The organism is Winogradskyella sp. (assembly GCF_965228925.1).
GTDB lineage: Bacteria > Bacteroidota > Bacteroidia > Flavobacteriales > Flavobacteriaceae > Winogradskyella.
Window position 1 is genome coordinate 56,160 of sequence record NZ_OZ245845.1, and the last position, 24,152, is coordinate 80,311.

General features: G+C 37.3%; 16 protein-coding genes. 4 read left to right on the plus strand and 12 right to left on the minus strand.

Annotated features, from left to right (window positions below; translation table 11 throughout):
- The first annotated feature begins 75 nt into the window (after positions 1-75).
- Positions 76-969, plus strand: a complete 894-nt coding sequence (gene fabD, locus ACO052_RS00225; RefSeq protein WP_422105978.1) for an ACP S-malonyltransferase — start codon at positions 76-78, stop codon at positions 967-969.
- Between the two features lie 11 nt (positions 970-980).
- A complete protein-coding gene (gene lspA / locus ACO052_RS00230) occupies positions 981-1,499 on the plus strand; it encodes a signal peptidase II (RefSeq protein WP_422105979.1) in 519 nt (172 codons plus the stop codon).
- A gap of 85 nt (positions 1,500-1,584) precedes the next feature.
- Here the strand turns inward: lspA and ACO052_RS00235 are convergent, their stop codons facing one another.
- The 8 genes from ACO052_RS00235 to ACO052_RS00270 form a co-directional block, all read right to left on the minus strand.
- Complete coding sequence (locus ACO052_RS00235) at positions 1,585-2,349, minus strand: hypothetical protein (RefSeq protein ID WP_422105981.1); 765 nt, start codon at positions 2,347-2,349, stop codon at positions 1,585-1,587.
- Positions 2,350-2,366: 17 nt separating this feature from the next.
- On the minus strand, positions 2,367-3,821 hold the full coding sequence (locus tag ACO052_RS00240; RefSeq protein ID WP_422105982.1) for a RagB/SusD family nutrient uptake outer membrane protein: 1,455 nt from the start codon (positions 3,819-3,821) through the stop codon (positions 2,367-2,369).
- A gap of 9 nt (positions 3,822-3,830) precedes the next feature.
- Positions 3,831-7,067, minus strand: coding sequence for a SusC/RagA family TonB-linked outer membrane protein (locus tag ACO052_RS00245; protein WP_422105983.1), 3,237 nt, complete (start codon positions 7,065-7,067; stop codon positions 3,831-3,833).
- A 749-nt stretch (positions 7,068-7,816) separates the two neighbouring features.
- Positions 7,817-9,325 carry a helix-turn-helix domain-containing protein gene (locus ACO052_RS00250; RefSeq protein WP_422105984.1) on the minus strand — a complete coding sequence of 503 codons (1,509 nt, stop codon included), beginning with the start codon at positions 9,323-9,325 and terminating at the stop codon, positions 7,817-7,819.
- A 250-nt stretch (positions 9,326-9,575) separates the two neighbouring features.
- Entirely contained in the window at positions 9,576-11,120 is a 1,545-nt protein-coding gene (locus ACO052_RS00255) for a helix-turn-helix domain-containing protein (protein ID WP_422105985.1), read from the minus strand.
- A gap of 424 nt (positions 11,121-11,544) precedes the next feature.
- Positions 11,545-11,667 (minus strand): hypothetical protein, encoded by a 123-nt coding sequence (locus ACO052_RS00260; RefSeq protein WP_422105986.1) that lies wholly within the window; start codon positions 11,665-11,667, stop codon positions 11,545-11,547.
- A 197-nt stretch (positions 11,668-11,864) separates the two neighbouring features.
- Entirely contained in the window at positions 11,865-12,884 is a 1,020-nt protein-coding gene (gene galE, locus ACO052_RS00265; protein ID WP_422105987.1) for a UDP-glucose 4-epimerase GalE, read from the minus strand.
- Between the two features lie 3 nt (positions 12,885-12,887).
- Positions 12,888-14,048, minus strand: coding sequence for a DegT/DnrJ/EryC1/StrS family aminotransferase (locus ACO052_RS00270; RefSeq protein ID WP_422105988.1), 1,161 nt, complete (start codon positions 14,046-14,048; stop codon positions 12,888-12,890).
- Positions 14,049-14,182: 134 nt separating this feature from the next.
- On the opposite strand from ACO052_RS00270, the gene ACO052_RS00275 reads away from it, so the two are divergent.
- Complete coding sequence (locus tag ACO052_RS00275; protein WP_422105990.1) at positions 14,183-15,412, plus strand: 3-deoxy-D-manno-octulosonic acid transferase; 1,230 nt, start codon at positions 14,183-14,185, stop codon at positions 15,410-15,412.
- Positions 15,413-15,518: 106 nt separating this feature from the next.
- Positions 15,519-15,884 (plus strand): hypothetical protein, encoded by a 366-nt coding sequence (locus ACO052_RS00280; protein ID WP_422105991.1) that lies wholly within the window; start codon positions 15,519-15,521, stop codon positions 15,882-15,884.
- Between the two features lie 56 nt (positions 15,885-15,940).
- On the opposite strand, the gene ACO052_RS00285 is transcribed toward ACO052_RS00280, so the two are convergent.
- The 4 genes from ACO052_RS00285 to ACO052_RS00300 all read right to left on the minus strand — a co-directional run bounded on the left by ACO052_RS00285 (position 15,941) and on the right by ACO052_RS00300 (position 24,129).
- Positions 15,941-16,939: a LacI family DNA-binding transcriptional regulator gene (locus tag ACO052_RS00285; RefSeq protein WP_422105993.1), complete on the minus strand. Its 999-nt coding sequence runs from the start codon at positions 16,937-16,939 to the stop codon at positions 15,941-15,943.
- A gap of 5 nt (positions 16,940-16,944) precedes the next feature.
- Positions 16,945-19,062, minus strand: coding sequence for a thioredoxin domain-containing protein (locus tag ACO052_RS00290; protein WP_422105994.1), 2,118 nt, complete (start codon positions 19,060-19,062; stop codon positions 16,945-16,947).
- Positions 19,063-19,174: 112 nt separating this feature from the next.
- Positions 19,175-20,623, minus strand: a complete 1,449-nt coding sequence (locus tag ACO052_RS00295) for a T9SS type A sorting domain-containing protein (RefSeq protein WP_422105995.1) — start codon at positions 20,621-20,623, stop codon at positions 19,175-19,177.
- 209 nt (positions 20,624-20,832) lie between these two features.
- Positions 20,833-24,129, minus strand: a complete 3,297-nt coding sequence (locus tag ACO052_RS00300) for a VCBS repeat-containing protein (RefSeq protein WP_422105996.1) — start codon at positions 24,127-24,129, stop codon at positions 20,833-20,835.
- Between the last annotated feature and the right edge of the window lie 23 nt (positions 24,130-24,152).

Below are 24,152 nucleotides of genomic sequence, written 5' to 3' on the forward strand. Positions count from 1 at the left end.
TCATCACTAATGGAACGCAGCAGTGCATACTTTTGGAGATTATTCCTATTTTTGCAACACTAAAATTTAGTCCATATGAATGCATACATTTTTCCAGGTCAAGGTGCACAGTTCTCAGGAATGGGTCTTGATCTATATGAAAACTCCCCTTTAGCACAAGAACTCTTTGAAAAAGCAAATGACATCCTTGGTTTTTCCATAACAGACGTGATGTTTGAAGGCTCAGCTGAAGATCTTAAACAAACTAAGGTGACGCAGCCTGCCATCTTTTTACATTCGGTCATCTTGGCAAAAACTTTAGGAGACCGTTTTAAACCAGACATGGTTGCTGGGCATTCCCTTGGAGAGTTTTCTGCTCTGGTAGCCGCTGGCGCATTGACTTTCGAAGATGGGTTAAAATTAGTATCACAACGCGCCCAAGCCATGCAAAAAGCCTGTGAATTACAGCCAAGTACTATGGCTGCTGTTTTGGGTTTAGATGATGATATCGTTGAAAAAGTCTGTGCCATGACCGAAGGTATAGTCGTTGCCGCAAATTATAACTGCCCAGGTCAATTGGTCATTTCAGGAGAAATAGAGGCTATCAACCGAGCTTGCGAAACCCTTAAAGAAGAAGGTGCAAGACGTGCCTTAGTATTACCTGTGGGCGGTGCATTTCACTCTCCAATGATGGAACCTGCTCGAGAAGAATTGGCTGCTGCTATCGAAAACACAGCATTTAACAAACCAAACTGTCCAATCTATCAAAATGTAACAGCTTCTGCTGTAACTGACGAAAACGACATAAAGATCAATTTAATCTCCCAATTAACGGCTCCTGTTCGTTGGACGCAATCTGTACAACAAATGATTGCTGATGGCGCTACCCATTTTACCGAGGTTGGCCCAGGTAAAGTATTGCAAGGTTTGGTTAAAAAAATAAATAGAGAAGCAGAAACAGCCTCTGCTACATTTGAAACTAACACATAAAATCTTCTGTTTTGAATAGAAACCTATTTATTACGCTCCTTATTGCCTTTAATATTGCTATAGACCAGATTTCGAAAGTTGTGGTTAGACATACAATGACGAAAGGGAGAGATGGTGAAATTGACGTTATAGGCAAGTATTTTCAGTTAATTTGGGTTGAAAACAAAGGTGCTTTCCTTGGTATGGGAAGCGATATGAACCCAACGCTTCGTCTTATTTTCCTATTAATCCTACCCACGATAGTACTATTATACGTTATCTATTACATTGTAAAGACCAAAGAGCTCGACCGCCTAAGTCTTATTGCATTTTGTTGTATCGTAGGTGGTGGTATCGCCAATGTTTTTGACCGTATTGTTTTTGGTGAGGTCACCGATTTTTTCTTCATCGAAATTACGGAAACTATAAAGACGGGTATCTTTAATGTCGCAGATTTATCCGTTACTACGGGAATGATTATGTTGTTGTTTAGTGGTGTTTTTAATAAGAAAAAAGTCACCGTCCAGGAACATACAAGCGATATCTCATAAGACATAAAAAAAGGCCTTTTAAAAAAGGCCTTTTTCAATTTGATAATTTAGTTAGTAGTAAGTATGACTAGTCATTCGTACTCGATTAAGGTAACGAAAAGGTCGTTGTCTCATTAGCGCCAAAAGAACCACCTTCTCTTATAACCTCACCATTGACAGTGAGTGAATAGCTTCCTTGCCCAAATCCACAGCAAATACCATCGGCATAAACATCATAAATCACAAAACCAAAATCCCCATCGTCTATACAAATACGTTCTTGTAAGGTTTGGTTGTCCAAATCTCCATAATTGCCTCCAGAAGTGATCAAGGTTGGGGTACCACTGGTAAGATCATAAAGCTCCCAGCTCGTTTCTTCTGCAAAATCGTCAAAAGTAATATCCAAGATGAGCTCATTTACCGGACAAACAATGACAATACCCAAGTTTAACGGGTGTGGGTTCTGTGCGGTATTGGTATTTGCAAACCCAAGAACTAACCTATCGCTACTTCCAAATTCATTGTCGGTGATAGTGACATCGAACTCTGCAGAAGATGCATTTGCCGGAATGGTTACTGAAGTTGGTACAGTATAAAAATCCGAACTAATGGTGGTACCAACACCATCATTAAATTCTAGAGGCAGCACTTCTAAATCGTAAGTTCTATCTGAAGATGAGGGTCTAGAATTATAAACCGTAATGGTTCGTGTAGAAGCACCATCTTGATTTAATTCAAAATTTATGTTATCGTCCTGAAAGCTTATAAAATCATAATCGGAGACACTAGGGGCGTCCGACTCAATGCTATTATCACAAGCCACGAACACTACGGCACATAAAACTAGGGTTGCATATAAAAATTTTTTCATATCACTTCTTTTTTAAATTAAATGTTATTAAATCCTGCATAGTTATCGTTAAGATCTAGTTCGTCCTCAGGAATTTTCAAAAAGAACAGGTTGCTATTTGCAGGGATATCAATGGATATTCTGTGGATATCATTTCTATTTATAGGAAGATTATACCTTTTAGCATCGAACCATTGTGGTCCGAATTCGCCGTAAAACTCTTTTTTTCTTTCCAATAAAATTTCGTTTAATAAAGCTTGTCCTGAATTCGTCGTTATCGTGGCATTAGGATCTCTAGCGGATTGTAAAGCAAATAGAAGGTTTCGCGCTTCTTGAACATTACCTAGCTGGTATTGAGCTTCAGCATCAAAAAGAACCATTTCCGACTTTCTAATTATAGGGATATCTGAAGCAAAGGTAAAGGCGTACTTGGTCGACACAAACTCTCTCCAAGGTGTTGTGGCCGAAACTCCATAGATATCGATAAAGGTATTTCTCACATCAGTTGATGTAAATTCCGCAGCAAATTCTGGGTCGATATACGAAGCATTATAGCTCAAGGTTAAGTGATCAAACATTGGTGCTGCGTGTCCCCAGAAAAAATTGGTCTCATCAGATCCATTTTGAAACATCGCCCATAACCATTCTTGGTCTTGCATATCACCAAAGCCTGTTCCCCAATTTGTGGATTGTACCGCCTGATTGGCGCTACCGCCATAGGCACTTCTCGCCAAATCTGAAACGCGTTGCCAATTATCTTGAGTCACCGCATACACTCGTGCTAAAACAGCCTCAGCTACGGCTCTATTTATAAAACTCTTACCCAATCTAGTATCTGGCAAGTCGGCGACCGCATCTTCCAAGTCCTGAATAATTTGTCCATAAACCTCACTCATAGGCGCTGGTGGATTACCCCCAACAGTCTCTAAAGAGGTCGGACTTGTATAAATAGGTATACGCTCCAAACTTCGGTCATTATTATAATTTGGCGCAAAATCTAAAGCCAATTCAAACAAATGGAACCCTCTAAAAAACTTACCCTTAGCTACAAACTCTCTTTTTTCATCATCACTTAAACCATCACTGTTATTGACTCCAAAAATCAGTGTGTTGGCAAAATTGATGTTTTCGTAGTTAAAATCCCATGTAAAATTCGTTCTTCTAAAATTCGGTTCTCTATTCTCATGGCCGTAATCAAAGGTATACCAATTAAAATCTTGGATAATATCGTTTCCCTTTACCGCTCTAGCAAAGTACATAGCGTATAAACCACCGACATCAACCGTTCTATATTGGCCTTTGTAATTAGCTAAGATCCCATTGACAAAGGTTTGGGCATTTTCTCTAGACGAGAAAATTAACTCATCGGTAACACCTGTTGTATCAACAGGCTCTTGCACAAATTCATCTTGACAAGACAAAAATATGCTCATTGTTAATAGGACTACGAAAAGCTTTGTAAATCCTAGTTTGTTGCTTTTATTTTTCATCATTTTTTATTTTTAAAATTCTATTAATGTACCAAAGGAGAGTGTTCTTTGCAACGGCGATCTATTGGCTGTAAGCCCATTAAATGCTTGCTCTGGGTCGATACCACCATGTGACTGCCAGGTTATTAAATTATCTCCTTGGAAGTATACTCTAACCGATTTTAGTCCTAGGTTTTCCAAAGCGTCCTGTGGTAAATTGTAACCTACGGTTAAACTTTTAAGTCTTACATAGTCATTCTTAAACAACCATCTCGTTGACTGTGAGTTAAAGTTATTGTTAGACGTCGTTAACCTTGGGAAATCCGTGATATCCCCTGGTTGTGACCAAGCGTTAAAATTATCGGGATGCGCAGATGCGCCTACGGCATCAAAATTATTGACCAACCCAGAATAATCGGTGTCTAAGAGATAAGCTCCCAAACTAAAATTAAACAGTGCGGTTAAATCAAATTGCTTATATCTTAAATTGGTATTGAACCCACCTTGTATATCCGGTAAGGACTCTTTTCCAGTTTCGACACGAGTAGCCGTATCGTAGTCATTGGTAACGGTTCTTACGATTTGCGCATCAGGGTTATCCGCTCTATATTGGGATAAACTTGTGATATTGGTATCCCCTGTGTTAAAGACACCGTCCCCGTTGGCATCATCAAAATATTGATTCCATAAGGCATCCCCATTTGCAGGATTAACACCTGCCCATTCACGAATATAAAATTCGAAAAGTGAATTCCCTGGAGCCCAATACTTTGTACCATTAACTTGATTATCTGTAAATGGAGAAATTTGAATGATTTCATTTTTCAATACTGAAAAATTACCTCCTACACTCCAACTGAAATCATTGGTATTAAAAATGTTTGCATTTAATGTGAGCTCCCAGCCAGAGTTCTCAATGATACCAGCATTTGCTCTCACTGTTGGTACTCCTGGCGATGGTGTGGCCGTAATATCTTGTATTAAATCTTCACTTCTCCTTTTAAAGTACTCAACCGTACCGCTGAGTCCCCCGTTGAATAGCGTAAAATCCATACCGATATTCAAATTTGTAGAGGTCTCCCATTGCAGTGCTGGATCAGGTAAGGTTCCTGCAGGTAAATTAGAAGGCTGTCCTTCTACTGGTGATATGACGACGCCTCCAAAATTAGCCCCACCGAATAAGAAACTGGTCGGGAAGAATCCACCTGGAATACTAATATTACCCAATTCCCCGTAAGATGCTCTTAGTCTAAGACTATTTAACCAATCGATACTTTCCATGAAAGTCTCGGCAGTTACATTCCAAGAACCTCCAATAGAGAAAAATTCTCCCGTATTAAAGTCCTCATTAAACTGAGACGATTTATCCTGTCTAAATGAACCTTCAACAAAATATCTGTTATCGTAATTATAGGCCAATCTACCTAACCAACTGGCAATTCTACGTTCCGTTCTAAAACCACCAAATGATTCCGCAATGGTTCCATTACCTAATTCCTCTTGCCCTGGCAAAAACCCGGTAGCTGAGGCACTAAACGTATCTGCTGTTGTGGTGTTTGCTTCATAAATGGCATCCACTGAAATTGAATGATCGTCGGCTATAGTCGTGTTATAATTTAATGCTTGTATAGCATTTAATCCCGTAGTAACATTTCTAGCTTTACTTACACGACCTCCAACGGCAGAAGCTGCACCGATTTCGTCATCGTTAAAACTATGACTATCGAAAACGAAGTTTTCGTAATTTAAGGTGGATCTAAATGTAAAGTTTTCCAAAAACTTAACCTCTGCATAGGCCGATCCTAAAAAGTTCGTTCTTATACGCTGCTCCGTACCTAATCGTATGGATGCTATAATATTCTCACCCTGATTGGTAGGTCTATTAAAGTTAACGGGCTGACCCACTGGTCTTCCGTTACCATTACCGAGGTCAAATATGGTATTACCATTATCGTCCAAAATTAAATTTCCATTGGCGTCTCTTACAAAAATTGGGTAGATGCCATTAACGCTATATATCCATGAAATAGCTTGTGTGGTACTTCCCGAAGTTTGATCAGGGTTGTTAGAGAAAGATCTTGAATATCCACTTGTGATACCTAACTTAAGCCAATCATTGACTTGGGAATCTAATCCGACCCTAGACGTAATCCTTTCAAAATCGGATGTAATTACTGGACCATCTTCACTGAGATAATCCACGGAGAAAAAATAGTTGGTATTATCCGTTCCTCCCGAGATATTAATATTATGATTAATTCTAGGAACATTCTCTCTTATTACAGCATCTTCCCAATTGGTTTCCCATAACAAATTAGCACCTGCAACTAAGTTGCCGTCTGGACCAATTGGATTAGTCTCGCTATAAGGGTTATAACCTAATGTTGGAATTAAACCAGTTGTCGCATTATTTGCTGCTTCTGTGGGAGATTGCCCCTGATTATACAAATTATCGTTTCTAAGTGCTGTCCACATCAACCTTAAATAATCCTCAGAATCTACGATATCATGGATACCCACGGCGGGATTCGATATACCGTATTGTGTTCTTATTCTTATACCGGTCTTTGTGTTTCTTTTTCCTCTTTTAGTAGTAATAAGCACAACTCCGTTGGCTGCCCTTGATCCATAAAGTGATGCTGAAGATGCATCTTTCAAGACAGAAATAGATTCTATTTGGTCTTGACTTATGGTGTTTAGGTTACCTGTAAACGGCGCACCATCTATCACAATAAGTGGACTGTTAGCCCCATTGAAACTTCCAAAACCCCTAATCACAAAATTGGGATTGGTTCCGGGTTGACCACCTGCCGTAATTAGGTTGACCCCAGCCACAACTCCTTGTAAGGCTCTTAATGGAGAAGTGACCTGTTGTGTCTCTAAGTTTTCTGAGTCTACTACCGTAACAGACCCTACGATGGCTTCTCGTTTTTGCGTACCATAGGCCACAACAACGACTTCATCAAGGGCATTGCCCTCTTTTAAGGCAACGTCATAAACATTAGCTGCTCCAATGGTAACTTCGGCAGTTTCCATACCAACGTAAGAGACGACTATAATATCGCCCGCTACAACCTGTATGCTAAATTTGCCATCAAAATCTGATTGGACACCCTTCGAAGTGTTTTTTACAATAATATTAGCACCTGGAAGTGGTAATCCATCCGATTCAGTCGTTACGGTTCCTGTGATTGTTTTTTCTTGGGCGAAAGCCAATTGAAAACCAAAAAGTAAATACAACAGAACCAAACTATAATTTTTTACATTCATAAATTTTAATTTAAATTATACAGTTAGTTTGTTGCAAAAAGAAAGGTCGGCAGTGAAGTATATTTTAAAGACTAACTTAAAATAATTACTTTGATGAAATTAAAGTTAACATGGTTATTTCATAAAATAAAGTAAGGCGACAACACTGCCTCCCTTTGCAATTGCTGTAGTAAAAAAACTACGAAGGATGAGAATATAGGTCAATGGTTATAAGGATTTACCTCTACCGATAGATGCTTACTTCTTGTTTACCTTTTATGTGATTTTGATTGCAGACTGTCATCTATAGACCATATTCTGTGTCTGTTACACCAAAGGATTGAAGCCCACTAATGTTATTTTCCCTTTATTAATACATCAAGTTTATTGAAGTTTACGATTTGTCAATATGCCACCTATTACCCATTATGCATTTTGATTGAAATTTATCAGCATAGGTAATTTTTTCAGTTTTCAATCAAAAAAATTACCTGTCTTGTCGGCAGACGGGAATCAAAAACAAGGATTTTTATATGTAAACTGATATTTTCATAGTTTTTCTTTCAGAAAAACCTAGCCTTTACTGAGTTTGACGACGGGAATTGACAGTTTTGGACACTTTGAAGCCTCAAAATGTACAATAGATTATCTATAATAACCTGAATGCTTGTTTGTATTATATATTATAGACATATAATATAGAAAAAAGAAGGAAAAGTCTATAAGGTTTATAGGTTGGTTAAGCCAAAAAAAAATAACTATTTTTTGCCTTAGACCAAAAGATGAAGTGACCTTATATAACTAGAAGGCGTTTGGTTCATATGCTTTTTAAAGGCCTTATTGAAGGTCACTTTGTTATTATAGCCCACCTCATAAGCTACTTCTATGATGTTTAGGTTACGTTTTTGATCCTGATCAAAAATATCGACAGCCTCCATAATTCTGAAGTGATTGACCAAATCATAGAAACTCATTCCAAAATGCTCATTGATGACCTGCGACGCGTTATGTCTTGTTGTACTTAGCATCTCTGCGAGCAACTCCAAATTGATATTGTTGTTTTTATAAATTTTATCGTTTATTAACAACTCAATAAGTCTTTCCTTGAGTTCGTTAGAGAGACTTTTGGTAAGGTTAGACTTTTCATATTTAATAATGGGCAACTTATTATTATTCGCATTAGAGTTGCCATTTGCATTCATAATAATTTCTGGTCGTAAACCAGACATCAAGGCCATGTAAAAGATCATCGCTATCATGAAAAACGACTTTATGTAGGTAAACGGTTGATATTCGATTAACCTCACGACGACAGTACCGTGCAAAATATAGACAAGCGCATAGCAAATGAAGATAATCATTATACTTCGCTCCCATATAACCCTGCTTCTAACCTCCGGATTTTTAGTAGCCTTACTTTGTTTTTTATTCCTGTAGATCATATAAATGCCAAAGGCATAAAGACTCAGTGACAATATTTTTAATACTACTATAACTTTTGTGCCGATTAAGACCGATTGCGTGTTGTCGAATAACAAATGAAATTTTTCTGTCCCCGTCAAACTATAATTTGGAATTAACCATAGCACAAGTAAAATCGTGGGTATTAAATGTAATGTATCTTTTAGGGATAGTTTGTAATTCTCTACGACACGCCTAAAATAAAAGTAGAGCAGTGGCCCATATAAAAATGAAAAAGAGGTGGAAATATAAAATGAATGTGGAAACTTTAAATTATAGTTAGACACAAACAGACTTATATGTAACATGAATAGGGAATGAAATAGAATAAAAGCCCCTATTAATAGGACGGATACTCTATCCAAATTTCTTTTGGCAAAAAGCACGAGGACAATAAAAATACCTATGACTCCCGTCAAAGCATGAATAATCGCTAAAAAATTAACTTGAGGTTTGTATTCTTTAATTAGACTATCGTAGGTTGGTTCTCCTTTAATATCTGAAAATACGTGATCGTTTAAAATAGATAAATCCTGAGTTGCCTTGATGTATTGTTTTATATGCTGTGACGCCTTATTGGGATTTTTATCTTCAGAATATAAGATAGCCAAGGTTTTAGTGACTGCAATAGAGTCTTCGGTATTATTGGCTAATAATGCCTCATTAATTTTTATTAAATCAACGCGTTTAAGAGAATCTCTTTCCTCTTGAACTTTAAGTATACTGTCTAGGCCTTTATTGGTAAATGCTTCGACATTAAAACTTGAAACTGTATTTCCACCACCACCGGCATGCGCATTGTAAGAATACAAAAGCAAGGCAAGCACTATTATATGCCTCAGAAATACCATTTTTAGAATTTAGTTGATTGATGTTAACTTTAAAGTTATAAGTTCAGTCGAAATTAATTCTTAAAAATTTCTTAAAAACCATTAAAAGAGGTTAATTCCGATGTTAACTTACTTTTCCCGTGTTTACGATACTACAATTGCTTAATAACGCAATAAAACCTTCTTATAAATACATACATCGATCCGTTTTATGTCTACCTAATACGGATTAAATCGATTAAATCGCTTGAGACACTTGTCTCTTAAATTGGGTAGGCGTTATCCCCAGTCGTTTCTTAAACGCCTTATTAAAGGTCGCTTTACTATTAAAGCCAACCTCGAACAAAATTTCTGAAATTGTCATCTTAGATTCTTTATCTAACAACAATACCTTCGCCTCTTCTATTCTAAAATCATTTAAGAAATCGAAAAAATTCTCATTGAATTCATCATTGATAATTTGGGAGGTATTATGCTTGGTCGTACCGAGCATTTCAGACAATTCCTCTAAGTTTATATTATTGTTTTTATATACTTTTTCATCGATCATTAAGGCAATGAGCTTGCGCTTTAACTCCAGAGATAAACCTGGTGTCAATCCTGATTTTTCATACTTCACCACATTTAATGCGGCTTGGGTCATATTAAAACCCCAAAAAATCTGTGGTTGAATTATACCAAATAACCCGATTAATAATATCGTACCAGAAAGGAAAAAATCAGCCATATAATCCCATCCGTCTCGATAGAAAAATGCATAGGTATCTAAGGACGCATATAAAAACATTGACGCTATAAAACATGCAAAACCAATGGTTATATAACGTAGCCATCTTGCAACATTTGCATCAACGGTATCCCTATTCTTTCTTATTAGTTTATAAATGAGGTATAAATACACCAGCATTTGTGAGTTTCTCAGCCAAACGTAATACACCACTTCCATAGACTTATGATACCAACTCTGCTCTGGAGTAAGTATATGATAGGTCGCGTAATATAAGAATCCAACAAAAAAGGGAATAAAATGTAACAGCTTGTGCCCTAAGGTATACTTTACCCTAAAAATATCTTTAACATAAAACAATAATAATGGTCCTAGAGCAAAAATTAGTGGTGCCCATAAATTACGTAAATAGGAAAATGGAAGTTCTATTACAAAGCCGCCCTTATATAAGGTATGTAAGGATAAAATCAGTCCGAAGCACAATACAAATAACCCGAGATGTTTATTCGCTTTACTGTTTCCTTTTTTTCTAAAAAATAAAAACAAGAAGAGCAAAGCGCCCTGAAATGCTACCAACAAGAAAATAATACCTCCTATACTTAAAGATGGCCTATGTGCATCTAATAATTCAGTAAAACTTGCATTCTGCTTTAGACGGTCAAATTCAGGAACTTCAAAGCGTTGCGGTCTTACATTTCTTTCTAAGGCAGCCTCTATATAATTTAATGACGCAGATTCATTACCCAGTTTCAACTCAACGCTCGCCAATTGAAAATAGAGATCCTTTTTATTATAATACCCATTGACTTTGGCCTTGATAAGACTGTATCTGGAAGCTGTGAAATCACCCACTTGATTCTCGCACATGGCTTTTAAAAACCAAAATTCCGCTGAATTTACATGTAATGCGATGATATCTTCAGAAATAGGAAGAATAGATGCGGACGTACCATTATCATAATTTGTTTTAAGCAAAACCAATGTATGATTCTCCTGCGCATTTAGACAAACACCAAATGTCATCAATAGTGCTAATATGACATAAAAACCCCTCATAGCCTTTTAAAGTTATTAAAGATTGCATTCTCAATCAAAAAATAATCTCACAAAAAAGGTAAACCTTCATAAAAGTTTACCTCGTTTTACCCCATATTCTGGCACTCGCTTTTTAAGAATTTACTGATTATTTAAAATCCGTATGAATTACAGGCTAAAATTGTTCAATGTGATAAATCCGTGGGCGACTTTTTAAGAATTTGTTAAATTTTTCTTAAAACCGTGAAATAGTGAAAAAAAATTAGGTTTTAGATGGTTTTTTAGCAAGATTCTATCCCTTCAGAAGACATTTACGCATCTTTATAAGCTATTTCACATAAAAAACCACCTCTAAAAAGCGGTGGCTCTACATTGAATTTTCTGTTTGCTTAGCTCTTAATTCCAACGTATATGTCGGTAAGTCAATCTATCTTGTACAAAAAATTTAATCAAAAGGATTATCTCCTGCATCTGGGGGTAATGATGACTGCTCCTGCAAAGGATTGAGGTAATGCGCTTGTTCGTCGCTATTATTACGAACCAGTTCTCTGGTTAGGTCGTCAAACACGACTAACCTATCCCTTTGTCAATCGTTTTTTCTAAAACTGTTTGTTTTAAGGGAATCTATTTTGGTTTGTGCATGACCAAAGCCAATAGAAAAAACTAAGGTGAGGCCAAAAATTAGCTTTTTAATCATCCTTAAGAATTTGAAGCAAAACACTAAATTTTACACTTCATTTAAAGGGTTCAAATAGGGCTCTTTTTTTACTTTCTCCGAATTTTTTGCTCCCATTTCCATGCTGAAGCCATGGCATCGTCCAAAGTCAACTCTGTCCTCCAACCTAACACATCATTGGCTTTGTCGGTATCTGCATAAGCCGCAATAACATCCCCTGCTCTCCGATCAGCAATCTTATAATTTAATTGTTGTCCAGATACCTTTTCAAAGGATTGAATCGCCTCTAAGACAGAACTGCCTTTACCTGTTCCCAGATTAAACACCTCATAGTTGGATTTATTCTTACCTTGAAGTAAACGTTGTAAAGCCACGACATGGGCTTTCGCCAAATCCACTACATGAATGTAATCCCTAACACAAGTGCCATCTTCGGTTGGATAATCATCTCCAAAAACAGACAATTGCTCTCGCAAACCCATAGCGGTTTGTGTAATAAAAGGCACCAAATTCTGAGGTACACCTTTTGGTAACTCACCGATTTCTGCCGTTGGATGGGCGCCAATTGGATTAAAATAGCGCAGTGCTATCCCTTTTAGTTCAGGGTTAACCTTGCAGGTATCTCTAATGATTTCTTCACCTATTTGCTTTGTATTGCCATAAGGCGATTCCGCTGGTTTTACAGGCGCATTTTCGGTAATCGGCAATTCATCGGCCTGACCATAAACGGTACAGGACGAACTAAAGATAAAATTCTGCTGTTGCAATTTTCCTAGTTCTTTCAATATGTAAACTAGGGTATTGATATTATTCTCATAATACTTTAATGGGTTTTGCACACTTTCACCAACAGCTTTACTAGCCGCGAAATGAATGATCCCAGCGATATCCTTATGGGTGGCAAAAAAGTCTTCAACTTTAGACCGGTCTTTTAAATCGAGCTGTTCAAAATGTGGTTTTACACCAGTAATTGCTGTAATCCCCTCTAAAACATCCATGGAAGAATTACTTAAATCATCAATGATAACGACCTCAAAGCCTTCATTCTGTAATTCGACAACCGTATGAGACCCAATAAAGCCGAGACCTCCAGTAACTAAGATTTTCATTGCTTAAGAATTGCTATTTATAAAGTTTAAGACTGTGGATGTGATAAATGCGATCTGCTCATCATCTAATTCGGTATGCATTGGGAGTGAAATTACAGACTTAACCAATCTGTTAGTGACCGTAAAGTCATCTTCATTGTAACGCTCGTCCTCATAAGCCTTTTGTTTATGCAAAGGAATAGGGTAATATACGCCACATGGAATGTTGTTTTCCTGTAAATGCGCCACCAAAGCATCTCTATCGACGCCTTCTAATTGCAAGGTGTATTGATGAAACACGTGACAATCACAGGTATCGCAAATACCATCGCAAGACGATTTACCCGTTGGCGTTACAATCTTAGGGTGATCTTTAAAGGCTTCTGTATATGTTCTAGCCGCATTGCGTCTTGCTTTATTATATGTATCTAAATGGGGGAGTTTAGCATCTAAAACAGCCGCTTGGATAGAATCTAATCTCGAATTGACTCCAACGACATCATGGTGATACCGCTTATACATCCCATGATTAACAATGCCTCTAATCGTATGCGCCAAATCATCATCATTGGTGAAAATAGCGCCACCATCACCGTAACATCCCAAATTTTTGGATGGAAAAAACGATGTAGATGCCACATGCCCTATAGCTCCTGTTTTTGTTTTTGTGCCATCACTATGGGTATAATCTGCACCAATACCTTGTGCATTATCTTCAATGACATAGAGATTATGCTTTTTAGCCAAGTCCATAATGGCATCCATATCTGCAGCTAAACCAAACAGATGCACGGGTACAATAGCTTTCGTTTTTGGGGTAATGGCTTTCTCAATTGCCGCGACATCAATATTAAATGTTATAGGATCGACATCGACCAAAACGGGTGTTAATTTTAACAATGCGATAACCTCAACGGTTGCTGCAAAGGTAAAATCTGCCGTAATGACCTCATCACCTGGTTGAAGGCCTAGTCCCATCATTGCTATCTGTAGGGCATCCGTTCCATTGGCGCATGGAATAACGTGCTTAACATCCAAATAATCCTCTAAATGCTTTTGAAATTGATGCACCTTAGGACCGTTTATAAATGCTGCACTGTCCACCACTTCTTGTATTGATGGATCCACAACATCCTTGATTTTTGAATACTGACCTTGAAGGTCAACCATTTGAATTTTTTTCATTACGACAATTCTAATTTTATGTGAGTCACTACCACTTAGGTATGAGCGAAAATACAAAAATGTAAGCGCTATGCCAATGCAATTAATTGAAAGAACTGTATTTTAGCATAAGAACTTGTTCTAAATCTAAAATATTGAGACAGCTTTATTCCATAGGAATTTATATCGCTCATTTTGTCCTTAAGGTTTTAGCCCTTTTTAATCCAAAATTAAAGCTAGGTGTTACGGGACGAAAAGACACTTTTGATAGACTCAAAGCCTCCATTAAGCCTAAAGATAAAACCTTTTGGTTTCACTGTGCATCTTTAGGCGAATATGAGCAAGGCTTACCTGTTTTTGAAGCCTTGAAAAAAAAATACCCCAACTATAAGGTAGTCCTTTCCTTTTTTTCCCCGTCTGGATATGAGCTTAGAAAAGATGCAAAAATAGCTGATGTCGTAGTTTACCTTCCGCTCGACACAAAGGCTAACGCCAAACATTTTTTAGATATAGTCCATCCCAACTATATCCTATTTGTGAAGTATGAAATATGGCCCAACATATTACTAGAGATAAAAAAACGCCAACTCAACGCTGTTCTTATATCGGCCGTTTTTAGAACATCGCAGAGCTTCTTTAAATGGTATGGTGGGTTTATGAAGTCTTCTTTGTTTGCCTTTAATCATATTTTTACACAGGATGACAACTCCAAAGCCTTACTTGAAGGCATCGCTTATCAGAATGTAACGGTTTCTGGCGATACGCGTTTTGACCGTGTTACCAATCAATTAAGTGTTGATAATTCCGTTAGTTTTATTGAAGGTTTTAAAAACCATAAACCATGCGTGGTTTTTGGTAGTACCTGGCCAGAGGACGATAAACTGTTTTTAGATTATATCAACGCTAATGCGCATATAAAATTTATTATAGCACCACACAATATAAAACGGAGTTATATAGCGGCTTTAAAATCTCAACTTAAAACCAAAACCATTTGTTTTTCCGAAATGGACCCTATGGATCTTTCCGATTACAATGTCTTTATTTTAGATACTATAGGCTATTTGAGCCGCGTTTACAATTACGCTGATGTTGTTTATGTTGGTGGTGCCGCAGGGCAGACCGGATTACACAATATCCTTGAACCTGCCGTTTTTGGTAAACCTATAATTATTGGTAAAAACTATCACAAATTTCCAGAGGCGAAAAGGCTTATTGCATTAGGTGGTGTTACATCGGTCTCGACAGTTTCTGCTTTTGAATCCGTAATCGCTTCATTAATTAAGGATCCTACATTACGAGCGCAACAAGGTAGTATTAACACAGGCTTTATTGAAAAAAATCGCGGGGCAGTTGTCCAAATCCTCGATTATATCCGTATATAGTATTGAACTTATTTAAATAAGTTTATTAACTGCATATTTTAAGCATTGAAATTACTTTAAGATGCTTTGTTAGTGCAAAACAACTATTAACACTAAAACTATTAAAATGAAAAAAGTTGTATTAAGTCTGGTACTTGTTGCCACACTAGGATTATCCATCACCTCTTGTAGAGAGACTAAGGAAAAAAAAGACGAGGCTGTAGAAAACGCGACAGAGACGGGCAATGAGGCTGTTGAAAGTGCTGGCGAAGCCATAGATAAGGCGATTGACGCAGCAGGTGAAGCTGTAGATAGCACCGTAAATGCTGCTGGTGAGGCGTTAGACAATGCTGTTGATGCAGCAGAAGACGCTGTGGACAAAGCCAAAGACGCTGGTAAAGATGCTGTAGACAAGGCTAAAGAAGCGGGTAAAGATGCTATGGATAAAGCCGCTGATAAAGTCAAAGAAGGTCATGACGGTAATGGGCTCTAGTCACCGACTATTTCTAAAATGTTTAAAAGCCTGATGTCCATCAGGCTTTTTTATTCTCATTTTGTAGATTCTCCTAGTTTAAGCTCGCTAGGCACAATAATCGTTTGTAATTGATGATCCTCAATGTTTAAATGGTCTATCAATAGTTTCACGGACATTTTTCCAATCTCAAAGGCCTTCTGGTGAATAATGGAAATCTTGGGGCTCGATAATAACTGTGTGTGTTCGTACCCAAAGCCAATGACCGATAAATCTCTTGGAATCGTTTTCCCTATTTTTTTTGCCATGTTAATGGCGATAATCCCGGTGATGTGATCAATAGACACAATGGCATCTGTTTCTGGATGGTCTTCAATGTATTTGTAGATTTTCGCTTCAACATTTTTAACCTTACCTAGTTTTAGGACGTTTGGTTTTAAATTAGCCTCCTTTAGAGCTTGTTGGTATCCTTTAATTCTTAATTTACCCACACTCAATTCTTCGATATTGCTCACCAACAGTATATGCTTTCGATTCTCGGTCTTAATTAAATAGTCTGTAGCCTCATAGACCGATTGAAAATCATCGACAACGACCTTATCACAACTGATCTCGCTCACGACCCTATCGAACATTAACACGGGAATTTTGTTGTCAATGGCCCCTGCAATATGTTTTGACTCTTCCTTTACTTGACTCTCTCTAGCCACGGCCATTATAAAACCATCTACACTCCCATTAGACAGTAATTCTAAACTACGCTCCTCCTTTTCTAAAGATTCATCGGAAAGGCATACAATGATATCATAATCGTTAGCTGTAGCGGATGTTTCAATCCCATGTAGTACCTGAGCAAAAAATGGGTTAGTCACCGTAGGTAAAATAACGCCAATGGTTTTAGTTTTATTAGTCTTTAACTGCTGTGCAATACGGTTGGGCTTGTAGTTTAATTTTTCAGCTAGTTCTATGACCCTTTTCTTAGTGTTCTCACTAATTTCATGGCTATCATTTAGTGCTTTAGACACTGTGGATACCGAAATATTGAGGAGCTTCGCTAATTCTTTTAATGTTGTCATATGCGTTATTTTAAAATCTGACCTAAAGCCTTATCAATTGCCCTTACAGGTAATTTGCAAGTCCCATTTACACAAACATAAATCAATGTTTCGTCTTGATTAAATTTATTTTTTAACAAAGGCAAATCACTATCTGCGGTTGCACCCGAAATGATAATATTTGGCAAATACAGTGCCTTAAGTTCTTTTAACTTATCCTTTGCCTCAACACCAGAAATGGCGACTTCGAAATAAGGATTGGAATAACTTAAATACAAGGACAGCCAATTGGTATAACCCGATGGTATTTTTAACATATCTTCATTGACGTTTTTAAGCATTTGATGCGCCAATTTTGAGTAGGTTTTATCGGCGTAATAATGACCGAGTTTAAACAAGGATGCTGCCAAAACAGAATTTGATGAGGGGATTACATTATCAAAGACTTCTGTTTTTCTGGTAATTAAGTCTGCAGAACGGTCTGAGGTAAAATAGAACATGCCACTGTCCTTATTAAAAAAATGCTCAAGCGTATAATCCATCAATGCTTTAGCTCTATACAACCATTGTTCGTTAAAGGTGACCTGATATAACTCTATAAATGCGGCAATGGTATGCGCATAATCTTCGGAAAAACCATCAATGGTACTTTTTCCATCTTTATAACTATGGTACAAGGCCCCACTTTCTGTTAATTGATTTTCAATAATAAAATTAGCGTTAACGATGGCCTTACGGAGATAAGCTTCATCGCCAATTGCCCTATAAGCATCTATATAGCCCTGCAACATCAACGCATTCCATGAGGTCAATACTTTGCCATCTAACCTCGGTTTGGGCCGCTTATTTCTAGCTTCTAAAAGATTTTGTTTCCAACTCTTGAGCTTAGCTTCTAAATCTAATGAGCTGAGCTGGTGTTTTGCCTTAAATGCCTCATCGCTCTGCGTCTTATATAGCACATAATTATCTTTTTCCCACTTACCAATAGTATTGATGTTATAATAGTCTTTAAATAATTCGTAATCGTCCTCTAACTCCGATTTCAATTCATCCGGTGTCCAAACATAATAGGCACCTTCCTCTAATTCTCCCTCAGCATTTTTACTATCGGCATCTAAGGAAGAGAAAAATCCTCCGTCTTCTGTGGCTAATTCTGAATCGATAAATTTTAGTGTTTCTTCAACGATACTTTTAAAATAGGGATTCTTGGTCCTTTGATAGGCTTTGGAATACAAGCTGACCAATTGGGCGTTATCGTAGAGCATCTTTTCAAAATGAGGGATATGCCACTTGCTATCGACCGAATATCTCGAAAATCCGCCACCTATGTGATCGTAAATCCCCCCATTAGCCATTTTATGTAATGAGGTCAAGACGAAATTTTTCAATTCTTCATTATTATTTTGATAACTGTATCTCAATAAAAAATTAAGATAACTCGGCATAGGAAACTTTGGTTCTCCTTTTTGGCCGCCTTGCTTATAGTCTAAAGCTGTTTCAAGGGCATCTACAGCTTTACTCAGCACCTTTTTATCAAACTCGACAGGTGCTTCATTGACAAGAATTAAATCGGATTGCTTGACGCCTTCAGTAAGTTTCTCGGCATAAGCCACCATTTTATCAGGGTTGTCCTTATAAAGCTGAGACATATCCTGCAATACTTTTGTCCATTGGGTTTTGGTAAAATAGGTCCCTCCAAAAACAGGTCGCCCATCTGGTAAAGTGATGCAATTGAGTGGCCATCCTCCTCTACCGGTCATCAATTGAACGGCATTCATATACACCTGATCGACATCTGGCCGCTCTTCGCGATCCACTTTAATATTTATAAAATTAGCATTCATCATCTGGGCTATAGAATCGTTCTCAAAACTCTCTTCTTCCATAACGTGGCACCAATGGCAAGCCGAATAGCCAATGGAAATAATGATGAGTTTATCCTGCTCTTTAGCCAGTTGTAAGGCCTCTTCATTCCAAGCCTTCCAATCTACTGGATTATAAGCATGTTGCAACAAGTACGGACTAGTCTCGTTAATGAGATCATTAGCCTTTTCTTGGTTCTGTTGTGAACTAGATGTATTGTTTTGAGCACAACTCATTAAAAACATGATCAATATGATGGCATAGCCTATATTTTTGAGCATTTTATACGTTTAATATGATATAATGATAACAATAAAACAGCTATATCACAAAAAAAGCGTGTTTAGACTATAAACACGCTTTCTTATATATCAATGTTGTATGCTAATGATCTTATTCTTTGACTAACTTAATAGTTTGAGAACCATTAACACCTTCAATTCTTGCGAAGTACACACCTGTTCTCAATGAAGATCCATCAATGGTCGCTTCATTAGATTCAGGGGACATTGTTATTACTTGCTTACCTAAGATATCATAAACCAATACGTCATTAATGGTATTCGCACTTAATAAGTTCCAATCTCCATTTGTTGGATTAGGGAATACCTTTAATTCTGCTGTTTCGAACTCATTAGTACTTAATACTGTATTATTGTGTAAATACAGATTGTCATACCAAACATTTTGCAAGTTGGTCGTAATTACAAACTGAACAATATCGTCTCTTCTTAAATTGTTAAAGAAAGCCACGTCAATCTCAACATCAATTGATACCCAAGAACCTGTAACTATTGCAGGAGAGGTACCCGTATTTATTGCCAATTCAAGTGCAGATCGCTCACCATTATCTGGATCATTACCAGGGTCATCATCGGACCATTGCGAAAATTTAAGGTTGAATACCTTTCCTACTAAATCCGCTTCATCTGTATAAAAATCCATATGGAAATGTGTCATACCAGATGCGTCAACAGGTCTACTACTTTGCCAATCCACACCCTCACATAGTGCACCGGTCGTTAACTTGGTAGGATTACCATCTACCATTACCTCAGTAGTGGTGTTTCCACACCAAGGCGTATCAAACGTATCTACTGTAATATCACTATAGGCATCACTAAAGAAAGATATCACATCCGCTGGATCCCTATTTGGAGGTGTTGGTGCACCAGTTGTTGGTGCCGAAGGACATGCCGGACACGTACTACCCCCACAATCGATCCCCGTCTCATCCTGATTCATGATGCCATCATTACAGGTTTCAATGGGTAAACTGGTACCTGCAACTGCTGTAATATTATCAACAAGCAATGTAATCCCATCAACAGGATCATTCCAATTAGGGTTAGTTGTATTATTGCCTGCTCCTCCGCCTACCCAGTTAGGGAAAAACGAAATTTGAGAAAACTCATTATTAGCTGCGGTACCACCATCTGGCAATTCTGTAAAATCAAAGGTTAAGGTCTCCCAACCCGATCCTGTATGATTAGCATCTGCCGTGGCAAATGGAGCCACCATAAGTATTGGATCTTCGATTCTAGACAATACATTTATAGCAGTGTTTGAGTAAACGTCGACCTGTACTGTTGTATCAGATGTTAAATCCATCAGATTGTTCTGCATTAGTAAATCTGCCTGTTGCCAAGGATCACCAGAAGCTGCAGAAATAAGCTGTCCCACCATATTAGAAGCATTGTCAGGATCTGCAACTATGGCCGTGCTTCCTAAACCATTATTGGTGACAAAACTAGGTGGCGTACCATCAAAATCCTCTAACACCACCTGAGAGTAACCCAAGCTAACTGTTAAAAGAAAAAACAAAAACGTAATTTTTTTCATACTTTTTTAGTTATTTATTAATTAATACCACAAGAAAATGATTTTTATTCAATTTTAGGCCAAACAACACCTATACAAAAACCATACAACGCCAAAAAAAGACAAAGTTCAATACCAACAAAAAAGCAACATACTTATCTGGTTATCAAGATTTTAAAATAAAATTTAAATAAATTCAGCTTTTATAAATTAACTATACAATACGTCATTTAGCCTTTAAACTTAAAAACACAGGGCTTTGCATTGTTATTTGTCACTATAAGCAACGCTTCTTTTGCTTTGCTTAAATGTATGACATCTCTGCTGTCGTGTGGCACATAAAAGCCGCTTTCTTTGGGTCCGACAAATTTAAAATTATTGTGACCATCACCTAAAAGCACACCTCCGTAACCGGCATCATAACGTGTTGTTTCTACTTCAACACCGTAGTGATTTCCGGCAATAATGATGTCATTGTGGCCATCCTGATTTATATCCATGACCAATGATGATTTTATAGGAGAGATCTGAATATCATTGGGCAATGTTTGTTTAATGAGCTTACCGTTATCATTAATTAATACGATACTTTCAAAACTTTTTATTTCATAAACCACAGCATCATCAACCTTTTCCTCTGGTAAAATATCAATAAGCTTAGATGATGCAAAACTATGGTAGTCCTTAAATTTCTCAGCGACATAAGGCATTTGTTGACTTGTACATTCTCTTCCTCGAACGGGTACATAATCGTTCTTATAAAATTTGGCCAGAACAACATCATTAGTACCATTATTATCAAAGTCATTGGCATATACCTTAAATGGATGTTCCTCTGAGGCTTTAAATTTATTGTTCTTACCAAGGTTACCAAGGATATAATCCTCATCACCGTCATTATCGATATCACCAGAAGATATCGACCACCAAATACCCCTTGTATCATTTAGGCCAAATGATTGAGACGCGTCTTCAAAAACCCCTTTTTCATTAGTCAATACTTTGACTTCCATCCATTCACCTACAATCATTAAGTCGTCATCGTTATCCTTATCGATATCCGTAAAAATGGCATCCGTTACCATTCCAATATTGGTCAATGCTGGTGCGTTTTCTTCTGAATATCTTTCAAACTTTCCATTAGTGTTAATGAGTAAATAACTCGTCGCTGGAAATGCATAGGACCTCGCAACCAAACGCGTCCCCACAAATAAATCTAAATCACCATCAGCGTCAATATCCGAGGCTTTAACCACTTGAGAACTCTCCCTAATATCTGGCAGGGCTGTGCTATTTTTTGAGAAATTACCGGAGCCATCATTAATATACAAGCGATCTCTTAATGCACTATCCCCTCTCATATACTCACTCCCCCCACTTGCGACATATAAATCTAAATCCCCATCATTGTCGACATCGATAAATAAACAGCCTAGATCCTCTGAGTCCTTGTCAACATCCCATGGTTGTGACTCATTTTTTATAAATCTGCCGTCCTTATTTTGAACATATAACATTCCTGATTGTCCCAAAGCACCACCTATAAATATATCGTCTAAGCCATCGTTATTGATATCTCCAACTTCTGAAAATGGACCGTTCTGTGATACATTGTGAGGCAGCAGAATTTCTTCTGTAAATTCATCAAACTGATTTTCCCTATGCGCGAAATCAATGCCTAATTCGTCCGCACTGATCTCAGCCAATAGAGTTTTCTTGTTTTCTTCTTCTTTTAGCATCTCCTTTGCTTCAGATACTTTAGCCATTAATACCTGGTTAGCCTCAACGTTTTCAAAAACATTAACCTTTCCATTAGGCCAAATCACCTCAACTTTTTCAATTTCCGTAGTCTTTCCTATTCCGAAAAACATACCATGTTCTACTGACGAAATAAACCCTCTAGTTACAGTATTTTCAACCAATTGCGTCTTTCCATCATAATGAATAACAGCCTTGGCTCCTATTCCAAATCTATTATTCTCTGATCCTTCGACATTAATTTTCAAAAAATTTCCGGTCGCTTTGTTCTCATACACAAAAGCTGGAGCATCAATATTATTAGTAATCACATCTAAATCACCATCATTATCCAAGTCCCCATAGGCCATACCATTAGAAAAACTCGGCGTATCAAAACCCCATTCTTTGGCTACTTTTTCGAACTTAAGATTCCCTTTATTTCTAAACGCATAGTTAGACACTGGTTGGGATGGCGTGTCCTTACTTAATTGAAACAGATCTTCTGCTGTGGCTCCCTTTGATAGATTCTTAACCTTGTTTCTAAAGTCATTATTATCGACATCTTTTTTAATTCCATTTGAAATAATAATATCCTTCAGTCCATCATTATCCAAGTCCACCAGAAGGCTTGCCCAACTCCAATCAGTATAGGCAATCCCAGCCATATTACCAATATCAGAAAAATTTCCTAAGCCTGTATTTATTTGTAAGGCATTAGCCATATACTGACGATGTGCACCAGCTTCGACCATGGTATAAAATCTTTCAGTACTCATAGAGGCCATGTTCGTCTTTGATCTGTAGTGATCTTCTGGTGTCATATCAGTAGTAATCAAATCGATTAAGCCATCATTATTGACATCGCCCGTATCAGAACCCATACTCAACTGTGTGATGTGTTTTAACTGTTCATTAATGACATTTGTAAACGTCCCATCCCCATTATTGAAATACATAAAATCTGGTTCTGCATAATCGTTGGCAACGTATAAATCCATCCAACCGTCATTGTTAAAATCTGTTGCATTAACACTCAAGCCATAAGCAACATCTCTAGTAATACCAACTTCCTGTGAAACATCTTTAAACTTCCCATTGTCGTTTCTGTATATTCTATCTCTGAAATACTTGAACTGTTCTCTAGGTATTTTATTTATTAAGAGTAATTTTTTATCTGCCACCTGATTGACTTGATACATATCTAAATCGCCATCATTGTCCATATCAAAAAATACGGCTTGAGTAGAAAATCCAGCATCTGCTAGACCATATTTAATTGCAGATTCGGTAAAAGTTAAGTCTTGATTATTAATATAAAGTTGATTTCTACGATCAGAGGGGTTAGCATAAGCTCCATTCCTACTCACATAAATATCCAAATATCCATCTGCATTAACATCGGCCATTGTGACGCCCCAAGTCCAACCAGAATTTCTTGCCACTTTAGACGACTTTGTTATATTCTCGAATTGAAGATTCCCCTTATTGAGATACAAGCGGTCTTCGACCTGGTTACCTCCAAAAAACACATCCGGTAAACCATCATTATTTATATCTCCTATGGCTACACCAGACCCCACATACATTTGGCTATAATAGTAATGATTAAAATAGGTCGATTCCTTAATCGTATTTTGAAAGTCTATTCCTGTGGTCTCAGGGGGTAATAATTCGAAACCTCCTAGTAATTCAGTTGGATATAAGTCGCGTTTGGGACCATTATCACATCCAAAAACTGCAAATAAAATAAAAGCAAATGCAAAGCATTTAGCGTAAAGGGTTTTCATCTTAATCATAGTATATAGTCAAT